Below are 21,189 nucleotides of genomic sequence, written 5' to 3'. Positions count from 1 at the left end.
GGAATACATCGTGTTGGGACGAAGGTAGGTCTTCAATCCGTTCAGGTAGTCCAACGCGTCGTTCCCGTTGCCCAGCATGGCGGCCATGCATGCGGCAGAGGTGGAGGAGTAGCCGGCGAAGCTGCGACCATAGCTGCGCCAGTGCTTGAGTGACGTTTCGATCAACTCTCGATCGGCGGACGTCTCCGGGGTCAACGTTCGCAGCGGATAAACGGCCAGCAAATGAGACCAATGGCGATGACCTCCGGTCAGTGCCGTTTTTCGGCCAATCATTCGTCCCGTTTCGTCGGTGTGGACGGGAGTGAGCTTGCGCTGGACCTCCTTCCATTTCGGCAGCAGGGGCTCCTTGAAGTGCGCGTCCATTTGACGTTTTTCTTCGGCCAGTTCGACCAACCGGTTGAGTCCCCAGTGCAGCAGATCGAGGTCATACGTGCAGTCAGCGACGGTGCGGTATTCGGGACTGTGTGTTGCAGGAAGGTGTAATCGTCCGTCGTCTTCCTCGACCAAAAAATGGCGGTAGTAGTTGACGGCTCGAACCAGCAACGGGTACAGCACTTCGTCTCGCAGCGATTCGTCGTGCCAGTAACGGACTTCCAGATCGACATTGTGAAGCGCCCAGAGCAGGTTGCCGGTTTCATGACCGATGCGTGGGTCGATCGGCGGTCGCCCACCCGGTTGTCCGCTATGGGCAACCAAGTCCCAGCCGGAACTGGATCGGCCCAGGCCGTAGGAGTCGCTGCGAAATTTGGGATCGACATTCAAAGCCAGGTTGTCGCGATTGATGCTTAGCCGATGGCTGAGCGCACTTGCCTGTCCCCGCCGGTTGGCCTGGTAAGGGCCGGCGTGCGAGATCTGTGCGTTGAGATTCCACCACGTTGCGTTCCACGCCGTCGGTTGCAGCCATGGGCCTTGATTGTCGATGATCCACCCGTGGTCTCGCGTAGCGGAGGCGAGTTTGTATTGCTGGATCCAATAGAACGCATCCCAGTAGGGGTCGCCCGTGGACAGGAAACTGAGCGGATAATAGTGGTGCCACCATCCGCGATGCCGGCCGATCCATTGATCGACAGGGGCGTTTGACGCGTTCGCGACGGCGTGAGCGGCCGCTGCGGCGGCCGTCGTCTCGGGAAAGGAATGCTGCACGGACAGGTAGATCACCTGGGCGGTGCGCGCGTTCTGGTCGGATCGAACAACTTTCCAGGCGACCGCCGTTTGGCCTCCGGAGGCCAGGTTCTGGATCGCAGTTTGGACCCCATCGGGATTGCTGGCGAGAACCGTTGCCGGGTTGGCTGGTTCGCGTGGCTGTTTGCTGCGAACCGCTCGCGGGCTTTGGGCTTTCGCCGGCAGATAGTCGAACACGCTGTCTTTCAGATCACCGCTGCCCAGGGTCTCGATCATGATCACGGGTTGATCGGCATGAACAAGGCACCTCCATTTCAGTTGGCCGCCGCTGGCGGATCGGATCGTGCCGGTTGCCTCGGCGTTCCAGAGATCCAATTCAGAGGTGCCGGCGGTCAGCGGGGCGGAAGTGTGGAGTTCCAGATGTCCGATGAAGTGCCGGCCCCGATTGAGGACTTCGACATGTTTCTCGTTCAGGTCATCCTTTGCCGGCGGACGATGGTCGTGAGCAGCGGAACAGCCAACACCAAAGTGCAGGGTGCTGGGACCGGTTTGATAAACTTGCGTCCCTTGTTCTCCATTGCCAAGAAAGGGGGCTTCATCCCACCGCGTCGGCATTCGGTCCCATCGCGGATTGAACCGTGAAAGCATCTCGCTCCAGTCCACGGCATCCGTCGCCGGTGCGATCGGATGGGAAGGAACGGATTGGGCGTTCGTCGTGTGGAGAGGGAGTAAATGGCTCGCCAGGGGGAAGCCGATCAGGACACACGTGAGTCGGATCAATGGATACATGGGATTGCGATTCTCTGACCCTTGGAATGAATGAGCGGTGCAAGATCGATCGAAGGAATCGCTCGCGGAGACAGCGAACACGTGCGTCGTCGATACGAGTCGGATGTCCGTGACGCTTTTAGAGGCGCGCCGTTCTCAGCGTATGGACTAAGCAACGAATCAGCAACTCCGAGTGTTGCCCGAATGTATCTTTGGAAAACGTTCGCGCTGTCGTCCTGCGACTCGCCCTTCTCGCGCCTTTCGGAGGCGCATCTTTCCATAGAACGTTGCTGCGAATTTTACGTATTTGATCTCCCGCCAATCTACGTATGTTTTCAACCAAGGCGGTGACGACAACTCCGATCGACGTAAGGTCAGGCGTGTTGCTGAATGTCCGCCTATGTGGAATCGCATCAGCCGAGTGGTCCGTTCACAGCCCATCGGTTTTACTTGGAAGATGGCATTCCTCAAGAGGTTTCATAATGCAGTCGAAGAAACGGACAGGCTTTACGCTTGTTGAATTGTTGGTCGTGATTGCGATCATTGGCATTCTCGTCGGCCTTCTGCTTCCCGCTGTGCAAGCCGCGCGGGAGGCTGCCCGAAGGATGAGTTGTAGCAACAACTTTCGACAGATTGGTTTGGGCGTTCACAACTACTATGCGGCTCACAAGCAGCAACCCGTTCAAGGTACCGGGACGAATGCAAATTCATCAACGGGCTGGGGGGCCGGTGGCGGCAACGTCACGTCTGGTGGCGGGTATAGTTCCAGACGGCTGAGCTTTTTGGTCGGCATCATGCCGTTCATCGAGCAGCAAGCCTTGTGGGACAAGATCTCCAACCCGCTCCGTGAGAACACCAACGGTAGCGTGATGACGGGGTCGTGGAATCCGATGGGACCCAACCCGTGGGTACAAGATGGCTATGTGCCGTGGGCCTCTGAAATCCCGACCCTGCGTTGCCCGAGTGATCCGGGAACGGGGCTTCCGGCTCAGGGACGAACCAACTACGCCGCGTGTCTCGGCGACAGCCACTACGTCTATCAATACACCTATCCCAACGGCAACGGCGGATCGGGCGGCTACCCGGGCGGGGTTTCTCTTGCCCAGGTGGCCCAGCGAAGTCAAGCCGGTCACCGCGGCATGTTTCGCCCCCGAGTGGACATGAAGTTCCGCGATACCTTGGACGGACTTTCGAACACCATCATGTGTGGCGAAATCGCGACAGATCTGGGAGATCGAGATGCCCGCACCGATCCCCGCGTGGTCTCCGGTTCGTCCGCACGTGCCCCGAGTGCGGGAGATTCTTACACCGATCCCAGCATTTGTGATGACATGCTTGATCCCGAACGACCGCGTTTTTGGCTACGAACCGGGGTCACACTGATCCCGTCAGCCGACGACAAGCGTGGGTTTCGTTGGGCCGACTGGGGCCCCGTCTTCAGCGGCTTTTACACGATCCATGGGCCCAACACCCCCTCCTGCATTCTTTCGACGTTTGCACGGACGTACGGGGGCACGATGTCAGCAAGCAGCCGGCATCAAGGCGGCGCGCATGTCTTGATGGGCGATGGTGCGGTGAAGTTTGTCACCGATTCCATCGACGCGGGCAACTCCAGCTCGACCATCGTTTACTACTTCGACAACGCCAACCAAAACATGGTCGGTCGCGCCAGCCCCTTTGGTGTCTGGGGTGCGCTCGGAACTCGAGCGAGTCGAGAAGTCATTTCGGAGGAACTGTAGTTCACGCACGGCGATTGACCTTGAGTCATCGTCATGGCGTCGTACTCGGTATCACAACTCAATCTAAGGATTCAACAATGAAAAACCTGTTCCATCTCCTCGTCCTTTCCGTCGTCGCGGTGTCCTGCGTGGCCGCGATCGGGTGCAGCGATTCCCGTCCAACGGTCATCGTCCCCGAAATGACGGATGAAGAGCTTCAGCAGAAGGCCGAAAAGAAGGCCGCTGAGGTCGAAGGGCAAATCCCTACCTAGGGCGAATTCATTCGTCGATCCACGTGCGTTGCGTGCTCGCTGCGCAACGCACGTTTTCGATGAATTCCACGTTTGTCTCGTCAGATTCCCGCATCGATCATTCCCTTTGATCGACCGACCGTTGCTTAGAAGTGTTCACGAACGCGGCGATCTTTTCCAACATCATCGATTTGTCGATGGGTTTAGACAGGTAGTCGTTGCATCCCGCTTGCAGGCATTTGTTCATGTCACCCTGCATGGCATCGGCCGTTAGCGCAATGATCGGTCCGGCATAGCCGAGTTGGCGGAGTTGCCGCGCGGTTTCGTAGCCGTTCATGTTGGGCATCTGCATGTCCAGCAAGATCAGATCAAAGGTCTCGCCACGTTCGGCCGCTTGCTTGACCGATTCGATGGCCAGGACGCCGTCTTCGGCTTCGGTGACTCGTCCGCCCGCCTTGTCGATGATGTGTTTGCTGAGGAAGCGAATGTCGCGGCGGTCGTCGACGATCAAGACATGGGCGTTTAGTCTAACCGTGGAACTTGACGTCGTCTCGTTGTCCAGTTGGCGTTCGCCGGTCGGTCGGATCTCCGTCGCCTCGACCACGTCACCGGTTTTGATCGAAAGTGTGAACGTGCTGCCGCCGTTGATCTTGCTTTCGACAGAGATTTCGCCACCCAGCATGCTGGCAAGCCGTTGGCTGATGGCGAGTCCGAGTCCCGTGCCACCGAACTGTTGCGTGATGATCGAGTCGCCCTGAGAGAACGGTTTAAACAGACGCGTTTGTTGTTCGGGCGTCATTCCGATGCCGGAATCTTTGATCCGTATCCGCAGCTGGCCTTCGGTCGAGGTCGGCAAAGGCTCGTTGGTGTCGGGGCGATTGGCGGACTCGACGACGATTCCGACGCGGCCCCGTTGGGTGAACTTGATCGCGTTGCCGACAAGATTGATCAGGATTTGCTTCAACCGCTTGGCATCACTTTCGATGAACTGAGGAATGCGGCCGCGATAGTCCACATCCAGTTTCAATCCTTTTTCATAGGCGCGAACTTCCATGATGCTGCGGACATCCTCGATCACGCGTGCCGGATCAAAGCGTTCGCTGTCGATTTCAAACTTCCCCGCTTCGATTTTCGAGAGGTCCAAGATGTCGTTGATGATGCCCAGCAGAAAGTTGCCGTTGCGACGGATCGTGGCCAGGTATCCGACCGCTTTTTCATCCTCCACCAGATCGGTCAATAATTCCGCGTAGCCGAGGATCGAGGTCATCGGCGTGCGGATTTCGTGGGACATGTTCGCCAGAAATTCGCTCTTCGATTCGTTGGCCAGTTGCGCCGTGTGCAGGAGATCTCGAACCTCGTATTGTCTGAGGCGATCACGTAGTTTTGCCTGCAGCGTGCTCACCAGCAGGGCAATTCGCAGCGGCCGTTCGATCAACGTCACGTGACCGATGGACAATAAATCGGCAATGACGCGTGGGGACGAACCGCGTTGGGCGAGCAGCACAAGGATCGGCACGTCGGACCATGAAGGCTGTTCGCGGACGGCTTGTCGAAGGTGCTCGGTGGCGTCTCCCGTCAGGTACTCCTGGGCGATCAGTACGACGCCCGCCCCTTCACGTATTCGCGCGGTGACTTCGTAAACCGACGCCACGAATTCAACCGGCACGCCGTGGTCGCGAAGGACCTGATCGCAATACCTCGCGTCCTGGGGTGTGGGTGCCAGCACCGTCACCGTCTGGCTGTCGCTCGGTCGCGAGGGTGGTCTGATTCTGGGTTGCTCGCTCATGCATCTGTTCCACCGCGATGGATCAAATCCTCGCGGCTGCCCCGATAGGATGGTGTTCCGCTAAGCACCCCGTGGAAGTCGGCCAGCGGGTTGCCGATCGATAATCCCCGGTCGGTCAATAAGAATTCACGAATGGTGTGTTCATGTTTGCCCGTTCGTTTCTTTACCATCGAAATCGCCTGGCGAATTGCCCCGGCTGATTCGAAGTATCGGAACAATAAGACGTTGTCCGCCATGTAGCTGGCGTCCAAAGGCGTTTTCATCGCCGTCCCCAACATCCCGTGTTGGGCGGTGATCAGAAACGACACGATACCGTGACGACCGAGCATTTGCAAAATATCGTTGAGCTGTATGAGCAAGAATTGCTCATGCGGCATCGAGTTCAAAAAGCCGTTGAGGCTGTCGATCGTGACGATCGTGGCCTTGCGTCCCTGGGTATCCGGCTTGATGGCCTGTCGGACTTGCGACGCGAATCCGGCGGGGGTGGTTTCGCCGGCGGAAAATTGGTGCAGTTCGATCAAGCCCGATTCGATGTGTCGGTCAATTTCAAATCCCAAGCCGCGACTGCGTTGAAGGAATGCATGTTGGCTTTCTTCGAATTCGAAAAACACCGCTCGTTCGCCTCGCTCGGCCGCTGCGATGGCGAACTGCGTTGCCGTCGACGACTTGCCAACACCGGCTGGACCGAGCAGTAGCGTGCTGGTGCCTTCCATCAATCCGCCACCGAGCAAGGCATCCAATTCCGTATTGCCACTGCTGATGAGGTCCCCGCTCGACTGCCACTGAGCCGTTTCGACGGTCTTGCGAGGATAGACCTGCATCCCCCCGCGTTTGAGCAGCACGTCATGGGTGCCGCCGATGAAATCACGGCCACGGTGTTTGATGACGCGCAGGTAACGGCGTTCGGCCCCGTAGTGGTTGAGCGATTGTTCCAGACGGATCACGCCGTGGGCAATGCTCTGCAATTGCTGGTCGTTGAGATCGACCGCCATGTCTCCACCCGATTTGTCGTCGAGCATGATGGTGGTGCATCCGCGGCCGACGAAGAACTGTTTCAACGCCAGAATCTGACGTCGATAACGGAGTGGGCTCTGTGCCAGCAGTCTCATTTCCGAAAGCGAGTCAAAGACGACCCGTTGCGGTTGGATCGCTTGAACCTTCTCCAGGACGCCGTCGATGGTCACGCCGAGTTCGATCTCTGACGGCTCGAACATGGTGTATTGAGATTGTTCTTGGGTCAGTTTCTCTTGATCGACAAGTTCATGGATGTCGATCCCCTCGAGCGACCAGCCGTGCGAGACCGCGACGCCTTCGAGTTCCTCGCGGGTTTCGGAGAGGCTGACGTAGAGACCGCGTTCACCTTTGGCGGCGCCGTCGAGCAAAAACTGGATGGCGAGTGTCGTTTTGCCAGTGCCCGGGTAGCCTTCGATCAGATAGAGACGGTCTGCGGTAAAGCCGCCGTGCATGATGTCATCGAGTGTGTCGATGCCCGTGCTGACGGGTTGTTCGGGTTGGGACATTTTCAATTTTCCGTAGGCTGGCGTCGCACAGGCAGTTGTCTCGGCAAGACGGCCACTGCACCTATGTTAGCATCTCTGAAACCTTTTGAAGCAATGCGGCCTTGTCGATCGGTTTGGACAAGTAGTCATTGCAGCCTGCTTCCAGGCATTTGTTCATGTCGCCTTGCATGGCATCAGCGGTCAGGGCGATGATCGGTCCGGTATAGCCGAGCGTCCGCAGTTCTGCCGCGGTCGAGTAACCGTCCAGGTTCGGCATCTGCATGTCCAACAAGACCAGGTCCGGGCAGTCGCCGCCCGCCAAGCACCCCGACATGTATTTCACGGCAAGCAGTCCGTCTTCGCATTCGTCCACCGTTGCACCCGATTGGGTCAGAATGCGTTTGCTCAAAAACCGGATGTCGCGGCGGTCGTCCACGATCAGCACATGCCACGGCAGATGCGTGGGCACATCCTTTTCCGCCGTCGTTTTGGCCGCTCGGTCGGTTTCCAGCTCGCTGTAGTCGACCAAGTCGGACTCCGCAACGTTTCCGGTGTCGATGCCGACCGTAAACGTGCTGCCGACACCGACGACGCTGCGCACCGTGATTTTTCCTCCAAGTGTCTCGGCAAGTCGCTGGCTGATCGCCAGCCCCAGCCCCGTTCCGCCGAAGTTGCGGGTCACGCTCGCGTCGCCCTGCGAAAATGGCTTGAACAGTTTTTCCATCTGTTCCTCGGCAATGCCGATCCCCGTGTCGACGACATCGAGTTGCAATTGTTGCACGGAGGCTTCATATCGAACGCGAATCTTGACTCCCCCTTGTCGCGTGAACTTGATCGCATTGCCGACGAGATTGATCAGGATCTGCTTCAGCCGTTTGATGTCGGAATTGATCAGTTTGGGAATCTTGCCCTGGTATTCAACGTCCAATGTCAAGTTCCCTTCACTGGCGCGCACTTCCATGATGCTGCGCACATCTTCGATCAACAGATGGGGATTGAAGTCTTCATATTGGACGTCCAATTTTCCCGCCTCGATTTTGGACAGGTCCAGGATGTCGTTGATGATTTCCAGCAGGTAGTCGCCGTTGTGTCGGATCGTTTGTAAATGTTGCTTCGCTTCTTCGTTTTCGATCAAGTCGCCCAGCAGATCGGCGTAGCCCAGGATCGCCGTCATGGGCGTGCGGATTTCATGCGACATGTTGGCCAGGAATGCACTTTTGGATTCGTTGGCGGCGACCGCTACGGCGCGCGCTTCCTGCAATGCGGATTGGGCTTCGTGTCGGTCGTGGGCATCGATCACCGATCCGACGTAGCCGACAAATTCACCCGACTCATTAAACCGCGGTTGTCCGGCGTCGATCGCCCAACGGTAGCTGTTGTCGACGGTCCGCAAACGGAAATCCAGCTCGAATGGTTCGTGGCGATCGACCGCGGCCAAAAACGCTTGTCGCGTCGATTGGCGGTCGTCCGGGTGGACCGCTTCGAGCCAACCCATCGCCAGGCCCTCCCGTTCGGTCTGCCCCGTGAAGTCACACCAACGTTGCGACAGAAACGTACACTGATGGTGTTGGTCGCTGACCCAGATCATCGCGGGAGCGGCATTGGCCATGTTGCGAAACCGTTGTTCGCTATCACGAATCCGTTGCTGAGACTCTTTTTGTTCGGTGATGTCCCAGTTCAAGCCATGCATTGCGGCGACGCCACCGTCCGGACTGTGAATCACGGTGCCGACCGCAGCCAGCCAGCGGATGCTGCCGCCCGGCAAGCGGACCCGAAACTCCACGTCATAATCGTCTACGCCGTCGATGGCTCGTTGCCAGCTGGATCGCAGCATCGACAGATCGTCCGGGTGGACGCACTCGAACAGGTATTCCGGTGACGGATCGGCGATGGATGGCTTTCCCAGCAATTCAAATAGCTTGGGATCCCAGTGGCTTTTTTCAGGCGTCCATTCCCAGGCGGCCATTCGTCCGGCGCGCAACGCCATCGAGACGCGACGTTCGTTTTCCATCAATTGCTGCTGCGCCTGGTAGCGATCGCGAATGTCAACGCCCGACGGGATCAAGAATTCCACCTCGCCGTTGTCATCGGTCACCGGCGCGATCATGAAGTCAATCATCACGCCCTCGTCACCGTGTGCGAACAGTGATACATCGTACCGAACGACTTCGCCCGCCATCGCTCGCCGCATGGCGTCACGCATCCTGGCGGCAACTGCCGGGTCATAACTCCACCACGGCGCATCGGCAAAGTGTTTTCCGACAACGTCTTCACGGCGGGTGCGGGCGATCTTGAGTGACCGATCGTCAACCTCCAACAGAATTCCGTTGCGGTCGATGACGCCGACGAGCCCGAGTTGATTGTTGATCACGCGTCGCAGGTGCGCCTCGCGGTTGGCCAATTCCTCCTCGGATCTGGCGCGTTCGATCCGAATGCCGACGCGATCGGCCACTTCCTGCAACAACCTGCGTTCATCGAGTTGCCAGGTGTGTTTTTCGGCGTGCAGGGCGGAGACGACAAACTTCGTGCCGCGATCGGTCACGTAGGCAGAATTGCAGAATGCGCCGATGTTGAACGCGCGGAAACTTTTGACCAGCCGATCCTCACGGCGGGAGCTTTGGGCGTCGTCCGAGAGCACCTGGTTTCCGGCGATCAGATCCGCCCGTTCGGCGTCGTCATGGAAGTCGCGTACCGAATGTTTCCCCACCATGCTGGGACCGTCGCCGGTGTGATGGTCACACAGGATATCAGCAATCTCGCCGTGTTGGTCGAACTCAACGAGCAGACAGCGAGCGAGCCCCAGGTAGTCCGCTGTCAGCCGAGTTGCGACCGCCATCAACTCGTTGACCGACGTCAACGGCACGAGCCGGGTTTGTAAATCGGATAGAAAGGCGAGATTCAGTTCGTCGACCTTGCGTTCGGAAATGTCTTGGACCAAACCGGTCATTTGCAGCGGTTCACCCTTGGCGTCGCGGTGGATCACTCCCCGCTCCTCGACCCAAATCGTGCGACCGTCACTCGGTCGTATCAACCGAAACTCGACAAAGTGGTCCTCGCAATCGCTGGCGAGTTCTTCATCAATCTGAGCCTTGACGAGGTCCAGGTCCTCCGGATGAATGAGCTGCCAGAAGCTGCTCACTTTGCCATCAAACTCTCTTTGGTGATAGCCGTACATGGCGTACACCATCTCTGACCATTCAACGTGTCCTGCGACGACATCCCATTTGAACGATCCCATTTTTCCGGCGTCGAGCGCCAGCGTCAGGAATTGTTCTCGCTCGACGACCGCGGCTTCGGCAGCCCTTCTCTCGCTGATGTCGACTCCCGATGGAATCAAGTGGGTGATCGACCCATCGCTCGCCCGAACGGGGCTGAGCATGAAATCGATAGTCATGCGGCTATCGCCCGCCATGCGGACCTGGACGTCGTAGCGAACCACCTCGCCCGCCGCGGCAAGTCGGATCGATTCTTTCACGCCGGCGATCGTTTCTTCGTCAAAGTTCCACCAGTAGCAATCCCAGAATTTCTTGCCGATGACGTCACTTCGATGCAGACCGCCGGCGTTGATCGCGACGGCATTGGCTTCCAGCAGCGTGCCGTCGACATCCAAGACTCCGATAAAGAAGAGCGTGTTGTCGATCACGCTGCGGAGATGGGACTCTCGGTCGGTGAGTTCCAATTCCCAGTGCTTGCGGTCGGTGATGTCACTCGCCACCGCGGTGATGCCCAACGGTCGATTGAGCTCGTCGCGGTCGATGACTCCTCGTCCCGACGTCCAGATGGTCCGCCCGTCGTCACCTCGAATGACTCTGAAATCCATCTCGTAGGATCCGCAGGTTCCCGTCACGGCGTCACCGAGTCGCTTGCGAACGTACCCTTGATCGTCGGGGTGGATGATGTCCAGAAACCCAGCCCGCGTCCCGTCGAATTGGTCGTTCGAATAGCCGAAGATTTCGAACATCTGGTCGGACCAGGTCACGCGATCATTCTGGATGTCCCAGTGCCAGGTCCCCAGGCGACCGGCCTCCAGCGCCAGATTCAACCGCTGTTCGCGATCGACCAGCCTTTGTTCAGACTCCTTTCTGGCGATGCACTGAGCGATCGCGTCGGCCATCGGGATCAGTTGCTCAAAGACTGCCTGGGCCAGCGGGTGTCGGGTGAACAACGCGAACACGCCGACCAGGCGATGTTCAACGATCAGCGGAAACCCGGCGAATCCCACCATGTCTTCCCGGCCGGACCCCTGTAAATCACTGATCTCGGGATCATGCGACACATCATTGGTCAGCAGCGGTTGCTGGGTCGCCGCGATCTGTCCGATTTTTGATTTCCCCAGAGGCACCCGTCGTTGTGGACCGTCCAAGTGGGTGTCGACGCCGGCGTTGGCCGTCAGTTCCAGCATCTGGTCTTGTTCGTCCAGTAACCAAACATGTGCATGGGCGGCATCCAGCCCTTCGACGATTCTCTGGCAACAGGTGTTGAGGATTTCGCCCAGCGGAGCCTCGCCGGCCAACGAGACCGCCAACGACGCGTGCAACGCCGCCATTTCGGCTCGCTCCAACAGGATCTCATCGGCCTGTTTGCGTTCGGTGATGTCGCGTAGGTAGCCGGTGAAAAATGGCGAGCCATCGCGACCGTGGGAAACGCTGATCGCTACCTCGACAGGAAACAAACTGCCGTCGGCTCGTTGCGCGGTCAGCTCAACGCGTCGGCCCAATAGATCGGACGTCCCGGTATGGAGGTATCGGGTCAATCCGCTGCGATGGGATTCACGAAATGCCTCGGGGACGATCACGTCGGACAGCAGTCTGCCGACGACGTCGGAGGCTGCATAGCCGAAGGTCTGCTCGGCTGCCGGATTGAAGTCAACGATTCGACCGGTCGTATCCATCGTGATCACGCAATCGAGTGCCGATCGAAGGATCGCCGTCTTGCGAGCTTCTTCGTCGCGGATCGTGTCGGTGAGTCGACGTTGCCGAATGAACTGTCCGATTTCGTTTCCGACCGCTCCAAGCAATTGAAGCAGTTCGGGTTCTCGCTTCAGCGTTCGAGCGGTGTAGATTTCGATGACACCCTTGAACTTGCGGCCCACGACGATCGGAAACCCAACCCCGCTGGTCAGGCTGCTCTGCTTGGCAGCGGCAGCTCGGATGAACCCTTTTTTATTTTGAATGTCTTCAAACCAAACCGGCTCGCGGTCCAGCCAAGCTTGTCCGGGTAATCCTTCACCGATGACAATCCGGATGTCGCGACTGAGATCCACGAACGGTTGCAAGGAGCGGTCGATCGCGTCGGCCTCGACACAGGTCATGAATTCTGCTTGGGCGTCCACTCTCCACAGCAAGCAGACTTCCGCTGACAAGGAGCTGCGGAGAGCCTTCAGGACTTTGGGGATCACCGTTTCAAAGGAATCCGCGTCCGCCAACAGTTTTGTGACCGCATGTGCTGCAGCCAATCGCATGCGGAGTTGGTGTTGCTCCGTGACCTCGTAAAACGTCACGACCAGCCCGCCACGGCCAGTGGTGTCGTCCGCATACGGTTGAACGCGCCGAAGGAACCAGCGACCGTCTTGCGTTTCGACTTCATCTTCAACAGGTGCATTGGCGACCAGCGTGACGTCGTCCGGATACGGAGGCATCTCGACGGCAAAGTGGGTCACGCTCTGCAGCGGGCGGCCGATATCGGATGAGCTCAGTTGATAAAGTGCAGTCACCCCTTGAGTGAACCGTTGAATCTTCAGCTGGTTATCCAGGAACAGCGTGGCGATGTTCATGCTGTCGAGAAGATCCGTCTGACCAGAGTCGGAGTGAACCAGTGGAGCGGTCGATCGTTTCCGTTGCAGTTGTTCGATCTTCTGCCATTGAAACGCATGCTTTCGAATCGCCGAGGCAACCTTCGCCACAGGCATGATGTAGTCGGCAGCGCTGGCCGTCGCTGCCGTGACTGAGTCCGAATCGATCGCAAAGGTGTGCCCGCCGGCGTCGCCGATCGCCTTTAGCCCGCTCGCGCCCTGTTCGCTTGCAGCAGCGAAGAGGACGCCGGTGCAGGACTCCCCGCATTGCCGCGCGAGCGAATCAAACAGGCGGTCGATCGGGCCGGATTCGAGGTCTGCGTCCTGGCGTTCGACGACGACAAGGTCGTCGCCGCGCAATTCGAGAAACGTCTGGGGGCGGCAGACAAAGACGCAGCCCGTGGTGAGCTTTTCCCGGGACACGACCTCGATCACCCGCGATGGCGTGAATTCCTGTAGCCGATTCGGTCGCAGCAGGCTTTCCCGGCAATCAAACGGTGGCACCAACACGACCGCCATGCCGGGCACGTCACCCAGTGCCGCAACCAATGCTTGCAGCGCGTCCTGTCGGTAGGTTGCAACTCCGATGCCGACGACGAACGGCAGCTTCTGTGATCGATCATTCATGGCAACGCTCGTTGCTTAGCCGCCCGTCGCTCACTGCGATCTCAATCTCCTTCACGTTTCCAAAGGAACACCACAGAGCGCAGCGGCTTCGGCGATCTGCGTCAGACCGACCAAGCATTGCGCATTCCATCTTCTCGCCGTCGATTCTTCGTTCTCTCGCGAGAAAATCGAGCCATTTCAAAACCCCTAAAGTGTAGCCGAATTGGACCGACAATGATCGCCGTCGTCAATCGTCTGCGAGTCATTCGTCGGTTGCAGACTCCCTCGGTCGGGCGGGTGTTCGATTGGCACGGCAGTTGCCGATTGCCGTGGAGTCACCATCGCGAGGGCGGTGTCGTCTCGCCCGCATCGCCGATGAACTGATTCACTTCTTGATGCTCAACACACGGAGACCTACAGGCCATGCTGCGTTCCACCCTATTGATACTCGTTTTCGGTTTCACCTCGCTCGCCGTCGATGATGGACGAGCCGCCTCCCCGACCGGTTGGAGTCCCGTCATCATTGCGACCGGTGAGTACCGTGAACGAATTAAATCCATGCCGATCCATCAGCGACCGGGACGTCCGCTGCACGTCTACGGCAATACGATTCGATTGATCACAACGTCTCGCGTTTCAGCTGAACCGGTCCGACCCTTGCGACAGATCTTCTTCGGTGCGCCGACACTGATCGGACCACGCAGGTAGACGCGCCAAGTCAGCGATCGAGTCCGGTAGCGGCCGGACTGTATGGAGATTCTGCCCTCGCATGCGATGCGAGGGTGCGAGTCTCCGATGGAACGAGACGTGTGACCCCAGTTGACGACCTCAGTTGACGACCCCATTTGATGACCCCAGCTCAGTCGATGCGGACGAGTTGCTTGCCGAGGTTGTCGCCATTGAATAATCCGATAAAGGCGGCCGGGGCATTCTCCAGCCCGGAGACAATGGACTCCTCCCAAACGATCTTGTCGGACTTGATCAGCGAGACCATCTCGCGGGTGAATTCCTCTTGATCGCTCATGTGGTCGCGAACGATGAAGCCTTGCATTCGAATGCGTTTGCTGACGACTTTGAACAGGTTTCGAGGGGCGGCGGGCGGCTCGGTGGCGTTGTAGGTGGAGATCATGCCACATTCGACGCAGCATCCGAAATCATTCATCACTTCGAGGGCTGCTTCCAGATGGTCGCCGCCGACGTTATCGAAGTAAACGTCAATGCCGTCGGGTGCATGCTCTCTCAACGCCGCGGTCAGATCGTCCGTTTCCTTGTAGTTGATAACGGCATCGATGCCGATTTTTCCGCTCAACCACTCGATCTTGGATGGTTGGCCGGCACTACCGATGACGCGGCAGTCTTTCGCTTTGGCGATCTGGCAGGCAACCGAACCGACTGCGCCGGAGGCGGCCGAGACGAAGACGGTGCTGTTGTTAGACAGGTTTGCGATTCGGTTCAAGCCGACCCAGGCCGTCATGCCGGTCATGCCGAGCACACCCAGGTAGGCCTGTACCGGGACCAGATCGCTGGAAATGGGGGTGACCCCTTCACCGGTCGACGTCCAATACTCTCGCCATCCGAGAGTGCCCAGCACGTAGTCGCCTTCTTTGAAGCTGGTATGCCGAGACTCAACCACCTTGCCGATGCAACCGCCTTCTAAGGGTTGGTCGATTGAGAAAGCTGGCACATAGCTGTCACCCGCTTTCATTCGGCCTCGCATGTAGGGATCGACCGACATCCATTCGTTCTTGACCAAGAATTCGCCATCTGCAATCGGCGGGATCTCGACAACGGTTTGCTTGAAATTCGCTTCCGTCGGTTCGCCGTCAGGTCGCGAGGCGAGTTCGATTTGCTTTGACTTCGTCGATTGTGAGGTTTGGGTAGCCATCAGAGTTTCCTGTGGGGTGGGCCTGTCCCGGGTTTGTCCCGGGTCTGTTCATCATTGGTCCGTACGAAATGGATTGAGAATTGTCTTTCTAACACTCTCGATCCCAAATGCGATGCTTTTTGGCAGCCGTGGTGAACGCGTCAAAGTTCCCCCCACTGACGTCGACTACGCCCTCATCGGCGTCGATCGCAACGGATGCTTTTTCGAACATCGGTTTTGCTGCGTCGTTGAATCCGATGACCTTCAGGTGACCGAACGCGTCGCGGATCCAGTCGATCGCATCGGCATTGGCGACCAACGTTTCTGATTGGCTTGCGGCTGGGCCAACCACCACGCAGTCGAACAGGACCGAGGGGCCGCCGGCCAAAAAGTGATCGGGCGTCACCGTTTCACCTTTGCTGGTCTTGATGGGACCAGCCTTTGGAGTGACGATTTCCAGTGTCGCCTGTTCGTCTTCAGCCAACTTGGCGAGTGATTGATAGACCGAAGCATCGACCCCGTCAGTCGTCAGTAGCCCGATTTTTTTCCCTGCCAAAGTCTGCGGCGCGACGCTGTACTGAGAAAGCGGGGGAGACGGCTGGGGGTCACCGACGGGAACCTTGGGTTTGATTTTGTCGGCGCTGCCTTTCATCCCCAATGCGTCGGCAACCTGTTCGGCCAGGTCCCGGTCGATGTTTTGTAAATGCCCTAACATTCGCGTGCGAATCTTCACCTGGTCGCATTTGCCAAGTTCGAACGCAAAGCCGCCGACGATGTGCCGCTGTTCGGCAGCTGTCATCGACACCCAGAACAGCCTCGCCTGGGTGTAGTGATCGGCGAAACTCTCCGGACGAATGCGAAGCTTTTGGCCGCTCTCCTGGGATCCGAAGGAGGTGAATCCGTGTTTCGGGTCTTCACGCGGCGCACCATCGTCCAGCGAGTTTGGTTGGTTGGCGACGTTGCCCGTTGGCACTTCCATCTGCATGTGGCCATCGCGTTGGAAGTTCGCGAACGGACACTTCGGTTTGTTGACCGGGATCTGATGGAAGTTCGGGCTTCCCAGACGTGAGAGCTGAGTATCGAGATACGAGAACAGCCGACCTTGCAGCAGCGGGTCGTTGGAAAAATCGATTCCGGGGACGACGTGCGAAGGGCAGAATGCGACCTGCTCGGTCTCGGCAAAGAAGTTGTCGACGTTGCGGTTGAGCACCATTTTTCCGAGCGGTGTCAGCGGTACCAGTTCCTCGGGAATTAACTTTGTCGGATCAAGCACGTCGAAATCAAAACCGTTTGCTTCGTCTTCGCTAAACGCCTGCACGGACAATTCCCATTCCGGAAAATCGCCGGCCTCGATCGCATTCCACAGATCACGGCGATGGAAATCGGGATCGGCGCCGTTGATCTGCACGGCTTCGGGCCAAATCACCGAAAACGTGCCGAGTTTCGGGCGCCAGTGGAATTTCACAAACTTGGACTCGCCCTTGTTGTTGATCATGCGAAAGGTGTGGACGCCAAAGCCTTCCATCATGCGGAACGATCGCGGGATGGCGCGATCCGACATGATCCACATCAGCATATGCATGCTTTCGGGATTCAGCGACACGAAGTCCCAAAACGTGTTGTGCGCCGACTGAGCTTGTGGGAAATCACGATCAGGTTCCGGCTTCACGCTATGAATCAGGTCGGGGAACTTGATCGCGTCCTGGATGAAAAACACCGGCATGTTGTTGCCGACCAAATCGTAGTTTCCCTCGGACGTGTAGAACTTCACCGAAAACCCGCGGACGTCGCGTGCCAGGTCGGGCGATCCGGCGCTGCCGGCAACGGTCGAAAAACGGCAGAAGACCGGTGTTTGCGCCTCGGGGTCTTGCAAGAACGCGGCTTTGGTCAGCTTGCTGTTGCCCTTGTACGCCTGGAAGTATCCGTGCGCTGCGTACCCGCGGGCATGGACGACGCGTTCCGGAATTCGTTCGTGGTCGAAGTGCGTGATCTTCTCACGCAAAATGAAATCTTCCAGCAGTTGAGGACCGCGAGGTCCAACGGTGAGTGTGTTCTGGTCATCAGAAACCACAACACCCTGATTGGTTGTCAGCCGCTGACCGTCACCGGAAACGGTCTGATGTAATTCGCCCCCGTTGCCGATCTTCGAGCCGGAAGCTGCATTGCCTTTTTTTGCCATGTTCGACCTTATTCGATGTCTTTTAATGTTCGCGTTTCCAAACTTGGTCTCTGACGGCGCAACCTTCGATCGAAGGTGAAACAAAATCGACCAGGCTGGCCAATGAGTGTCCAGCACGAATCGTTCTGCGGCGGCAGCGGTGGCCTTGATCCGAGAGTTGAGAGAATTCTCGGCCGTCGTCAATCGACTCAAACAGGGAGCCGCACAGACGCAAAAGCCGTGCCGCACGTCTTGTCGGTCGATCAGTTCAACAGCACAACTTTTCCGTGGTCGACTCCCGTCTCGACGCGGCGGTGGGCGGACGCCGCGTCGGACATCGGAAACGTGCTGTCGAGCGTGACGGTCAATTTGCCGCGCTCGTAAAGGTCGATGAGTGTTCGCAGATCGTCTCCGCATGGCTTGGCGAGCATCACCTTGCCGGATTTCGCGAGCGGATACGTCAGGATCGTCATCAGCATTCCTTTGACGTCCGGTTCGGTGGAGACGTATCGACCTCCGTCAAGCAAGACGGACCGCGAATCCCAGTAACCCGATTTGCCTGCCGCATCAAACACGAGGTTCCAGCGTTCGTCGGATTGCACGAAGTCGGTCGTTTCGTAGTCGTAAAAATGATCGGCCCCGAGAGAGAGACAGAATTCCCGGTTCTCACCGCTGGCGACGGCATCGACGTGACAACCATAGGACTTGGCGATCTGGATCGCGAAGGCGCCTACGCCGCCGCTGGCACCATTGATCAGCACACGGTGTCCGGATTTTATTTTGCCGTGATCACGCAGCGACTGCAGTGCCGTCGTTCCCGCCAGCGGGATCGCGGCGGCGTGTTCAAACGACATGCTATCGGGCAGCTTCGCAGCGACGTCCGAACTGCACACGGCGAAATCCGCGCATGCGCCGCCAACCACGGAATCCAAAAACGCCATCACCCGATCACCGACGTGCAATGGACCACGCTCATCCGATTCGATGATCACTCCGGCGACATCATAACCGGGAATGCGGGGAAAGCCGCCTGGCAGCAAACCCTTCATCTCGCCGCTTCGCATGCGATAGTCAATCGGATTCACGCTGGACGCACGGACTTCGATCAGCAACTCATCGCGTCCCCGCTCGGGGACAGGGACATGAGTGCGCCGCAGCACACTCGCGTCTCCGTAGTCGTCGTAAACGACCGCCTGCATCGAAGTCTCGTGCGCGTCCATCATCGAGGCCTAGCCGCGAAGCTTCCAGCCGACGATGACGCCGAAGGCGAAGCACCACATCGCTGCGACGTCGGGCTTCTCTTCTGCGTAGCTTTTCAACAGTTTGACGACGTCCTTGGCCGGGGCCGCAACATAGTGGCTGCCGTACTCTTGCAGACCTTCCGTCGCGGCCTGTGTGAAATCACCCTGGCTGCGGCTGTTGTCGGTGGAATTCTTTTGTTGGGTGGTCGATGTACTCATGGGTATCGCTTCTTCTTGCTGGAAATGGGGTAAGGATTCAGAGCGTCCTGCTGCCGGGAATGATGGGAAACCGGTGTCAACGCTTTCAACGTCCGGAGAAGCGTTCGCGCCAGGTGGGTTGTCGGTAGCGATCGGCTGCCAGTGAGTAGCCGATTGCAATTCCCGCAAGCAGGCCGACACCAAGAGCAGTGACGACCGATTCCAACGGGTGCTTGGCGACGGCCTGGGTTGTCCCTTCGTACCCTTGACGCAGCTGGTCGCGGGTCGCCTGGGCGTACTCACCGGCGCGTTCGGTCAGGTTCGAACAGGTTTCTCCACAGTCCTGGTAGACCTTGCGGACGAACGACTCGACCTCTTCGCGTGCCACACCGGCCTTCTTTTGGATCAACCCGATCAATCGCTCGCTGTCGCCTTCGACTTCTCGCAATTCATCGTCGGTGACCTGCCCGTATTTCTTTTGGACGGCACCGTGAATCTGGTTCCATTGCCCACTGGCTTGTTGTCTTGTGACCATTTTGATTTTCCTTCGACTACGTTTTTGATCTCGGGTCGCGGAAGGAGTGAACGAACTCCCACTCAGCGCGACCGAAGCATTTCGGTTGCAAACTTCTGTCTCTTTATGGCAAAGGTTGTGCCAATCCGGCGTCCTGGATCCTGGCGCGTCTGCCGTGGCGGCTCTCCAGATGAACATCCAGGGTCAACAGGTTGCGGTTGCGGACGTTCTGCACCAGCAGTTTGACGCGCCCGTTATGCCCCGCTTGGCGTTGCAGTTCGGCACCGAGCGGGTACAGACGGTCATCCACCCAACCGACCTGAAAGCCTCCGACCGCGACGATGCGGTCACCACGCTCCAGCCCCACGTCGCGGGCCGGGCTGCCGGGGATGACCTGTGTGACCACCACGCCGGTATCGGTGTTCGATGCATAAACGCCCAGCTTCCAGCGGTGGCGATCCGGCGGTTGCCACTGAGGCGCGAGGCGTTGATCGTCGGGGGCAAGCTGTGCTTCGGGAACAGATCGTCTGCCGGGAACCGCACGGGTTCTCGGCATGCCTTCTTCAGTCCCCTGTTGGTCTTCGCCCTGTTCCTGCTGCATTTCGCTGCGCAGGATTCCACCTTCTCTCTGTGGCGCCGCGGTACGCGCTGAAGTTTCATTTTTCGGGTCTGGCTGCTGCGCCATGGTCAGCGGCAGATAACCGACCAGCATGATAGAACACAGAGCAGTCGCCATCGACCAGTGTGCAATCTTCATTGTTCTCTCCAAAACTGCTAAATGGGGGCCCGGCTGCTCTTGGTGATGGGAAACCCAGCTCGTTCTCATCGTTGTCGCGCGTGCCCAAGAGGGGCCGGCCGTTCCAAATCACGAACGCAAAACCACGGTCGCAAAGCACATGCCGATCGGGCGCGCCGCTTGCAGTGGATTCCCTTCGCCGGGCAACACGTTTCGGCAGACCGAACACGGATGCTTGCAAGGGGCAGTGGCGGCGTTCTCCGCTGTACTTTTGGTAACCGTCAGCCCGTGCTCTACACCGGATTGGATCGGAAGCGATCGCATCAAGCGAACACTCTATGCGTTATCATGTTTTAGCGGCCGACTATGACGGCACGCTCGCCGAACACGGGATCGTCCCCCCTTCGACCATCGATGCCCTCAAGCGTCTTCGCGATTCGGGAAGGCGTTTGGTCTTGGTCACGGGTCGACGATTGGAGCCCATTTTGGACATCTTTCCGGCGGTGTCGCTGTTCGTGAAGATCGTCGCCGAAAATGGCGCGTTAGTCTACGATCCGGAAACCAACGAGGAGACGCTGCTCGTCGATCCTCCGCCAGAACCGTTTGTCGCGGAGTTGCGGCGACGGGGAGTCGAACGGTTGGAAACGGGGCGGGCGATCGTTGCCACGTGGAACCCCTATGAGACGGTCGCTCTTGAAGTCATCCGCGAAATGGCTTTGGATCTTCAGATCATCTTCAACAAAGACGCCGTGATGATCTTGCCCAGCGGGATCAACAAGGCCGCCGGGTTGTCGCGCACGCTGAAAGAGATCGAGGTTTCACCAGTCAACGTGGTGGCCGTCGGCGATGCGGAAAATGACGAGGCGATGCTGCGGCTCTGCGGCGCGTCGGCTGCGGTCGACAACGCGCTTCAGCCGGTCAAGGAGATGGCCGACAT

15 protein-coding genes are annotated in these 21,189 nt (G+C 58.2%); 5 read left to right on the top strand and 10 right to left on the bottom strand.

Annotated features, from left to right (window positions below; genetic code table 11):
- Positions 1 to 1,737: hypothetical protein (locus ABX749_RS01450; RefSeq protein ID WP_372894441.1), on the bottom strand; the 1,737-nt coding region annotated here is incomplete at its 3' end.
- 635 nt (positions 1,738 to 2,372) lie between these two features.
- Here ABX749_RS01450 and ABX749_RS01445 point away from each other — a divergent pair.
- Together ABX749_RS01445 and ABX749_RS01440 are read left to right on the top strand one after the other, a co-directional pair.
- On the top strand, positions 2,373 to 3,629 hold the full coding sequence (locus ABX749_RS01445) for a DUF1559 domain-containing protein (RefSeq protein WP_372894440.1): 1,257 nt from the start codon (positions 2,373 to 2,375) through the stop codon (positions 3,627 to 3,629).
- 77 nt (positions 3,630 to 3,706) lie between these two features.
- Positions 3,707 to 3,880 carry a hypothetical protein gene (locus tag ABX749_RS01440; RefSeq protein WP_372894439.1) on the top strand — a complete coding sequence of 58 codons (174 nt, stop codon included), beginning with the start codon at positions 3,707 to 3,709 and terminating at the stop codon, positions 3,878 to 3,880.
- Positions 3,881 to 3,977: 97 nt separating this feature from the next.
- Here ABX749_RS01440 and ABX749_RS01435 read toward each other — a convergent pair whose 3' ends face one another.
- The 3 genes from ABX749_RS01435 to ABX749_RS01425 all read right to left on the bottom strand — a co-directional run bounded on the left by ABX749_RS01435 (position 3,978) and on the right by ABX749_RS01425 (position 13,562).
- Positions 3,978 to 5,645, bottom strand: coding sequence for a response regulator (locus ABX749_RS01435; protein ID WP_372894438.1), 1,668 nt, complete (start codon positions 5,643 to 5,645; stop codon positions 3,978 to 3,980).
- Positions 5,642 to 7,165, bottom strand: a complete 1,524-nt coding sequence (locus ABX749_RS01430; protein WP_372894437.1) for an ATPase domain-containing protein — start codon at positions 7,163 to 7,165, stop codon at positions 5,642 to 5,644. Before ABX749_RS01430 ends, ABX749_RS01435 begins: the two co-directional genes overlap by 4 nt.
- Before the next feature lie 61 nt (positions 7,166 to 7,226).
- Entirely contained in the window at positions 7,227 to 13,562 is a 6,336-nt protein-coding gene (locus tag ABX749_RS01425; protein WP_372894436.1) for a PAS domain S-box protein, read from the bottom strand.
- A 213-nt stretch (positions 13,563 to 13,775) separates the two neighbouring features.
- Between ABX749_RS01425 and ABX749_RS01420 the strand changes: the two genes are divergently transcribed.
- Positions 13,776 to 13,925, top strand: a complete 150-nt coding sequence (locus tag ABX749_RS01420) for a hypothetical protein (protein ID WP_372894435.1) — start codon at positions 13,776 to 13,778, stop codon at positions 13,923 to 13,925.
- 39 nt (positions 13,926 to 13,964) lie between these two features.
- Positions 13,965 to 14,249 carry a hypothetical protein gene (locus ABX749_RS01415; protein WP_372894434.1) on the top strand — a complete coding sequence of 95 codons (285 nt, stop codon included), beginning with the start codon at positions 13,965 to 13,967 and terminating at the stop codon, positions 14,247 to 14,249.
- Positions 14,250 to 14,400: 151 nt separating this feature from the next.
- Here ABX749_RS01415 and ABX749_RS01410 read toward each other — a convergent pair whose 3' ends face one another.
- From ABX749_RS01410 to ABX749_RS01385, 6 genes are all read right to left on the bottom strand, one after another.
- Positions 14,401 to 15,426, bottom strand: a complete 1,026-nt coding sequence (locus tag ABX749_RS01410; protein ID WP_372894433.1) for an NADP-dependent oxidoreductase — start codon at positions 15,424 to 15,426, stop codon at positions 14,401 to 14,403.
- Between the two features lie 88 nt (positions 15,427 to 15,514).
- The gene (locus tag ABX749_RS01405) at positions 15,515 to 17,584 is read right to left on the bottom strand and encodes a catalase (protein WP_372894432.1); all 2,070 of its coding nucleotides are present in this window, start codon (positions 17,582 to 17,584) and stop codon (positions 15,515 to 15,517) included.
- 242 nt (positions 17,585 to 17,826) lie between these two features.
- On the bottom strand, positions 17,827 to 18,786 hold the full coding sequence (locus tag ABX749_RS01400; RefSeq protein ID WP_372894431.1) for an NAD(P)-dependent alcohol dehydrogenase: 960 nt from the start codon (positions 18,784 to 18,786) through the stop codon (positions 17,827 to 17,829).
- Between the two features lie 6 nt (positions 18,787 to 18,792).
- The gene (locus ABX749_RS01395; protein WP_145216366.1) at positions 18,793 to 19,023 is read right to left on the bottom strand and encodes a hypothetical protein; all 231 of its coding nucleotides are present in this window, start codon (positions 19,021 to 19,023) and stop codon (positions 18,793 to 18,795) included.
- Positions 19,024 to 19,108: 85 nt separating this feature from the next.
- The gene (locus ABX749_RS01390; protein ID WP_372894430.1) at positions 19,109 to 19,537 is read right to left on the bottom strand and encodes a CsbD family protein; all 429 of its coding nucleotides are present in this window, start codon (positions 19,535 to 19,537) and stop codon (positions 19,109 to 19,111) included.
- A gap of 103 nt (positions 19,538 to 19,640) precedes the next feature.
- Entirely contained in the window at positions 19,641 to 20,273 is a 633-nt protein-coding gene (locus tag ABX749_RS01385; protein WP_372894429.1) for a PDZ domain-containing protein, read from the bottom strand.
- 317 nt (positions 20,274 to 20,590) lie between these two features.
- On the opposite strand from ABX749_RS01385, the gene ABX749_RS01380 reads away from it, so the two are divergent.
- Positions 20,591 to 21,189: HAD family hydrolase (locus ABX749_RS01380; RefSeq protein WP_372894428.1), on the top strand; the 599-nt coding region annotated here is incomplete at its 3' end.

The organism is Stieleria sp. (assembly GCF_041595215.1).
Taxonomy (GTDB): domain Bacteria; phylum Planctomycetota; class Planctomycetia; order Pirellulales; family Pirellulaceae; genus Stieleria; species Stieleria magnilauensis.
Note: the sequence above shows the minus strand (reverse complement) of the source record. Positions and strands in the feature narration are given on the sequence as shown.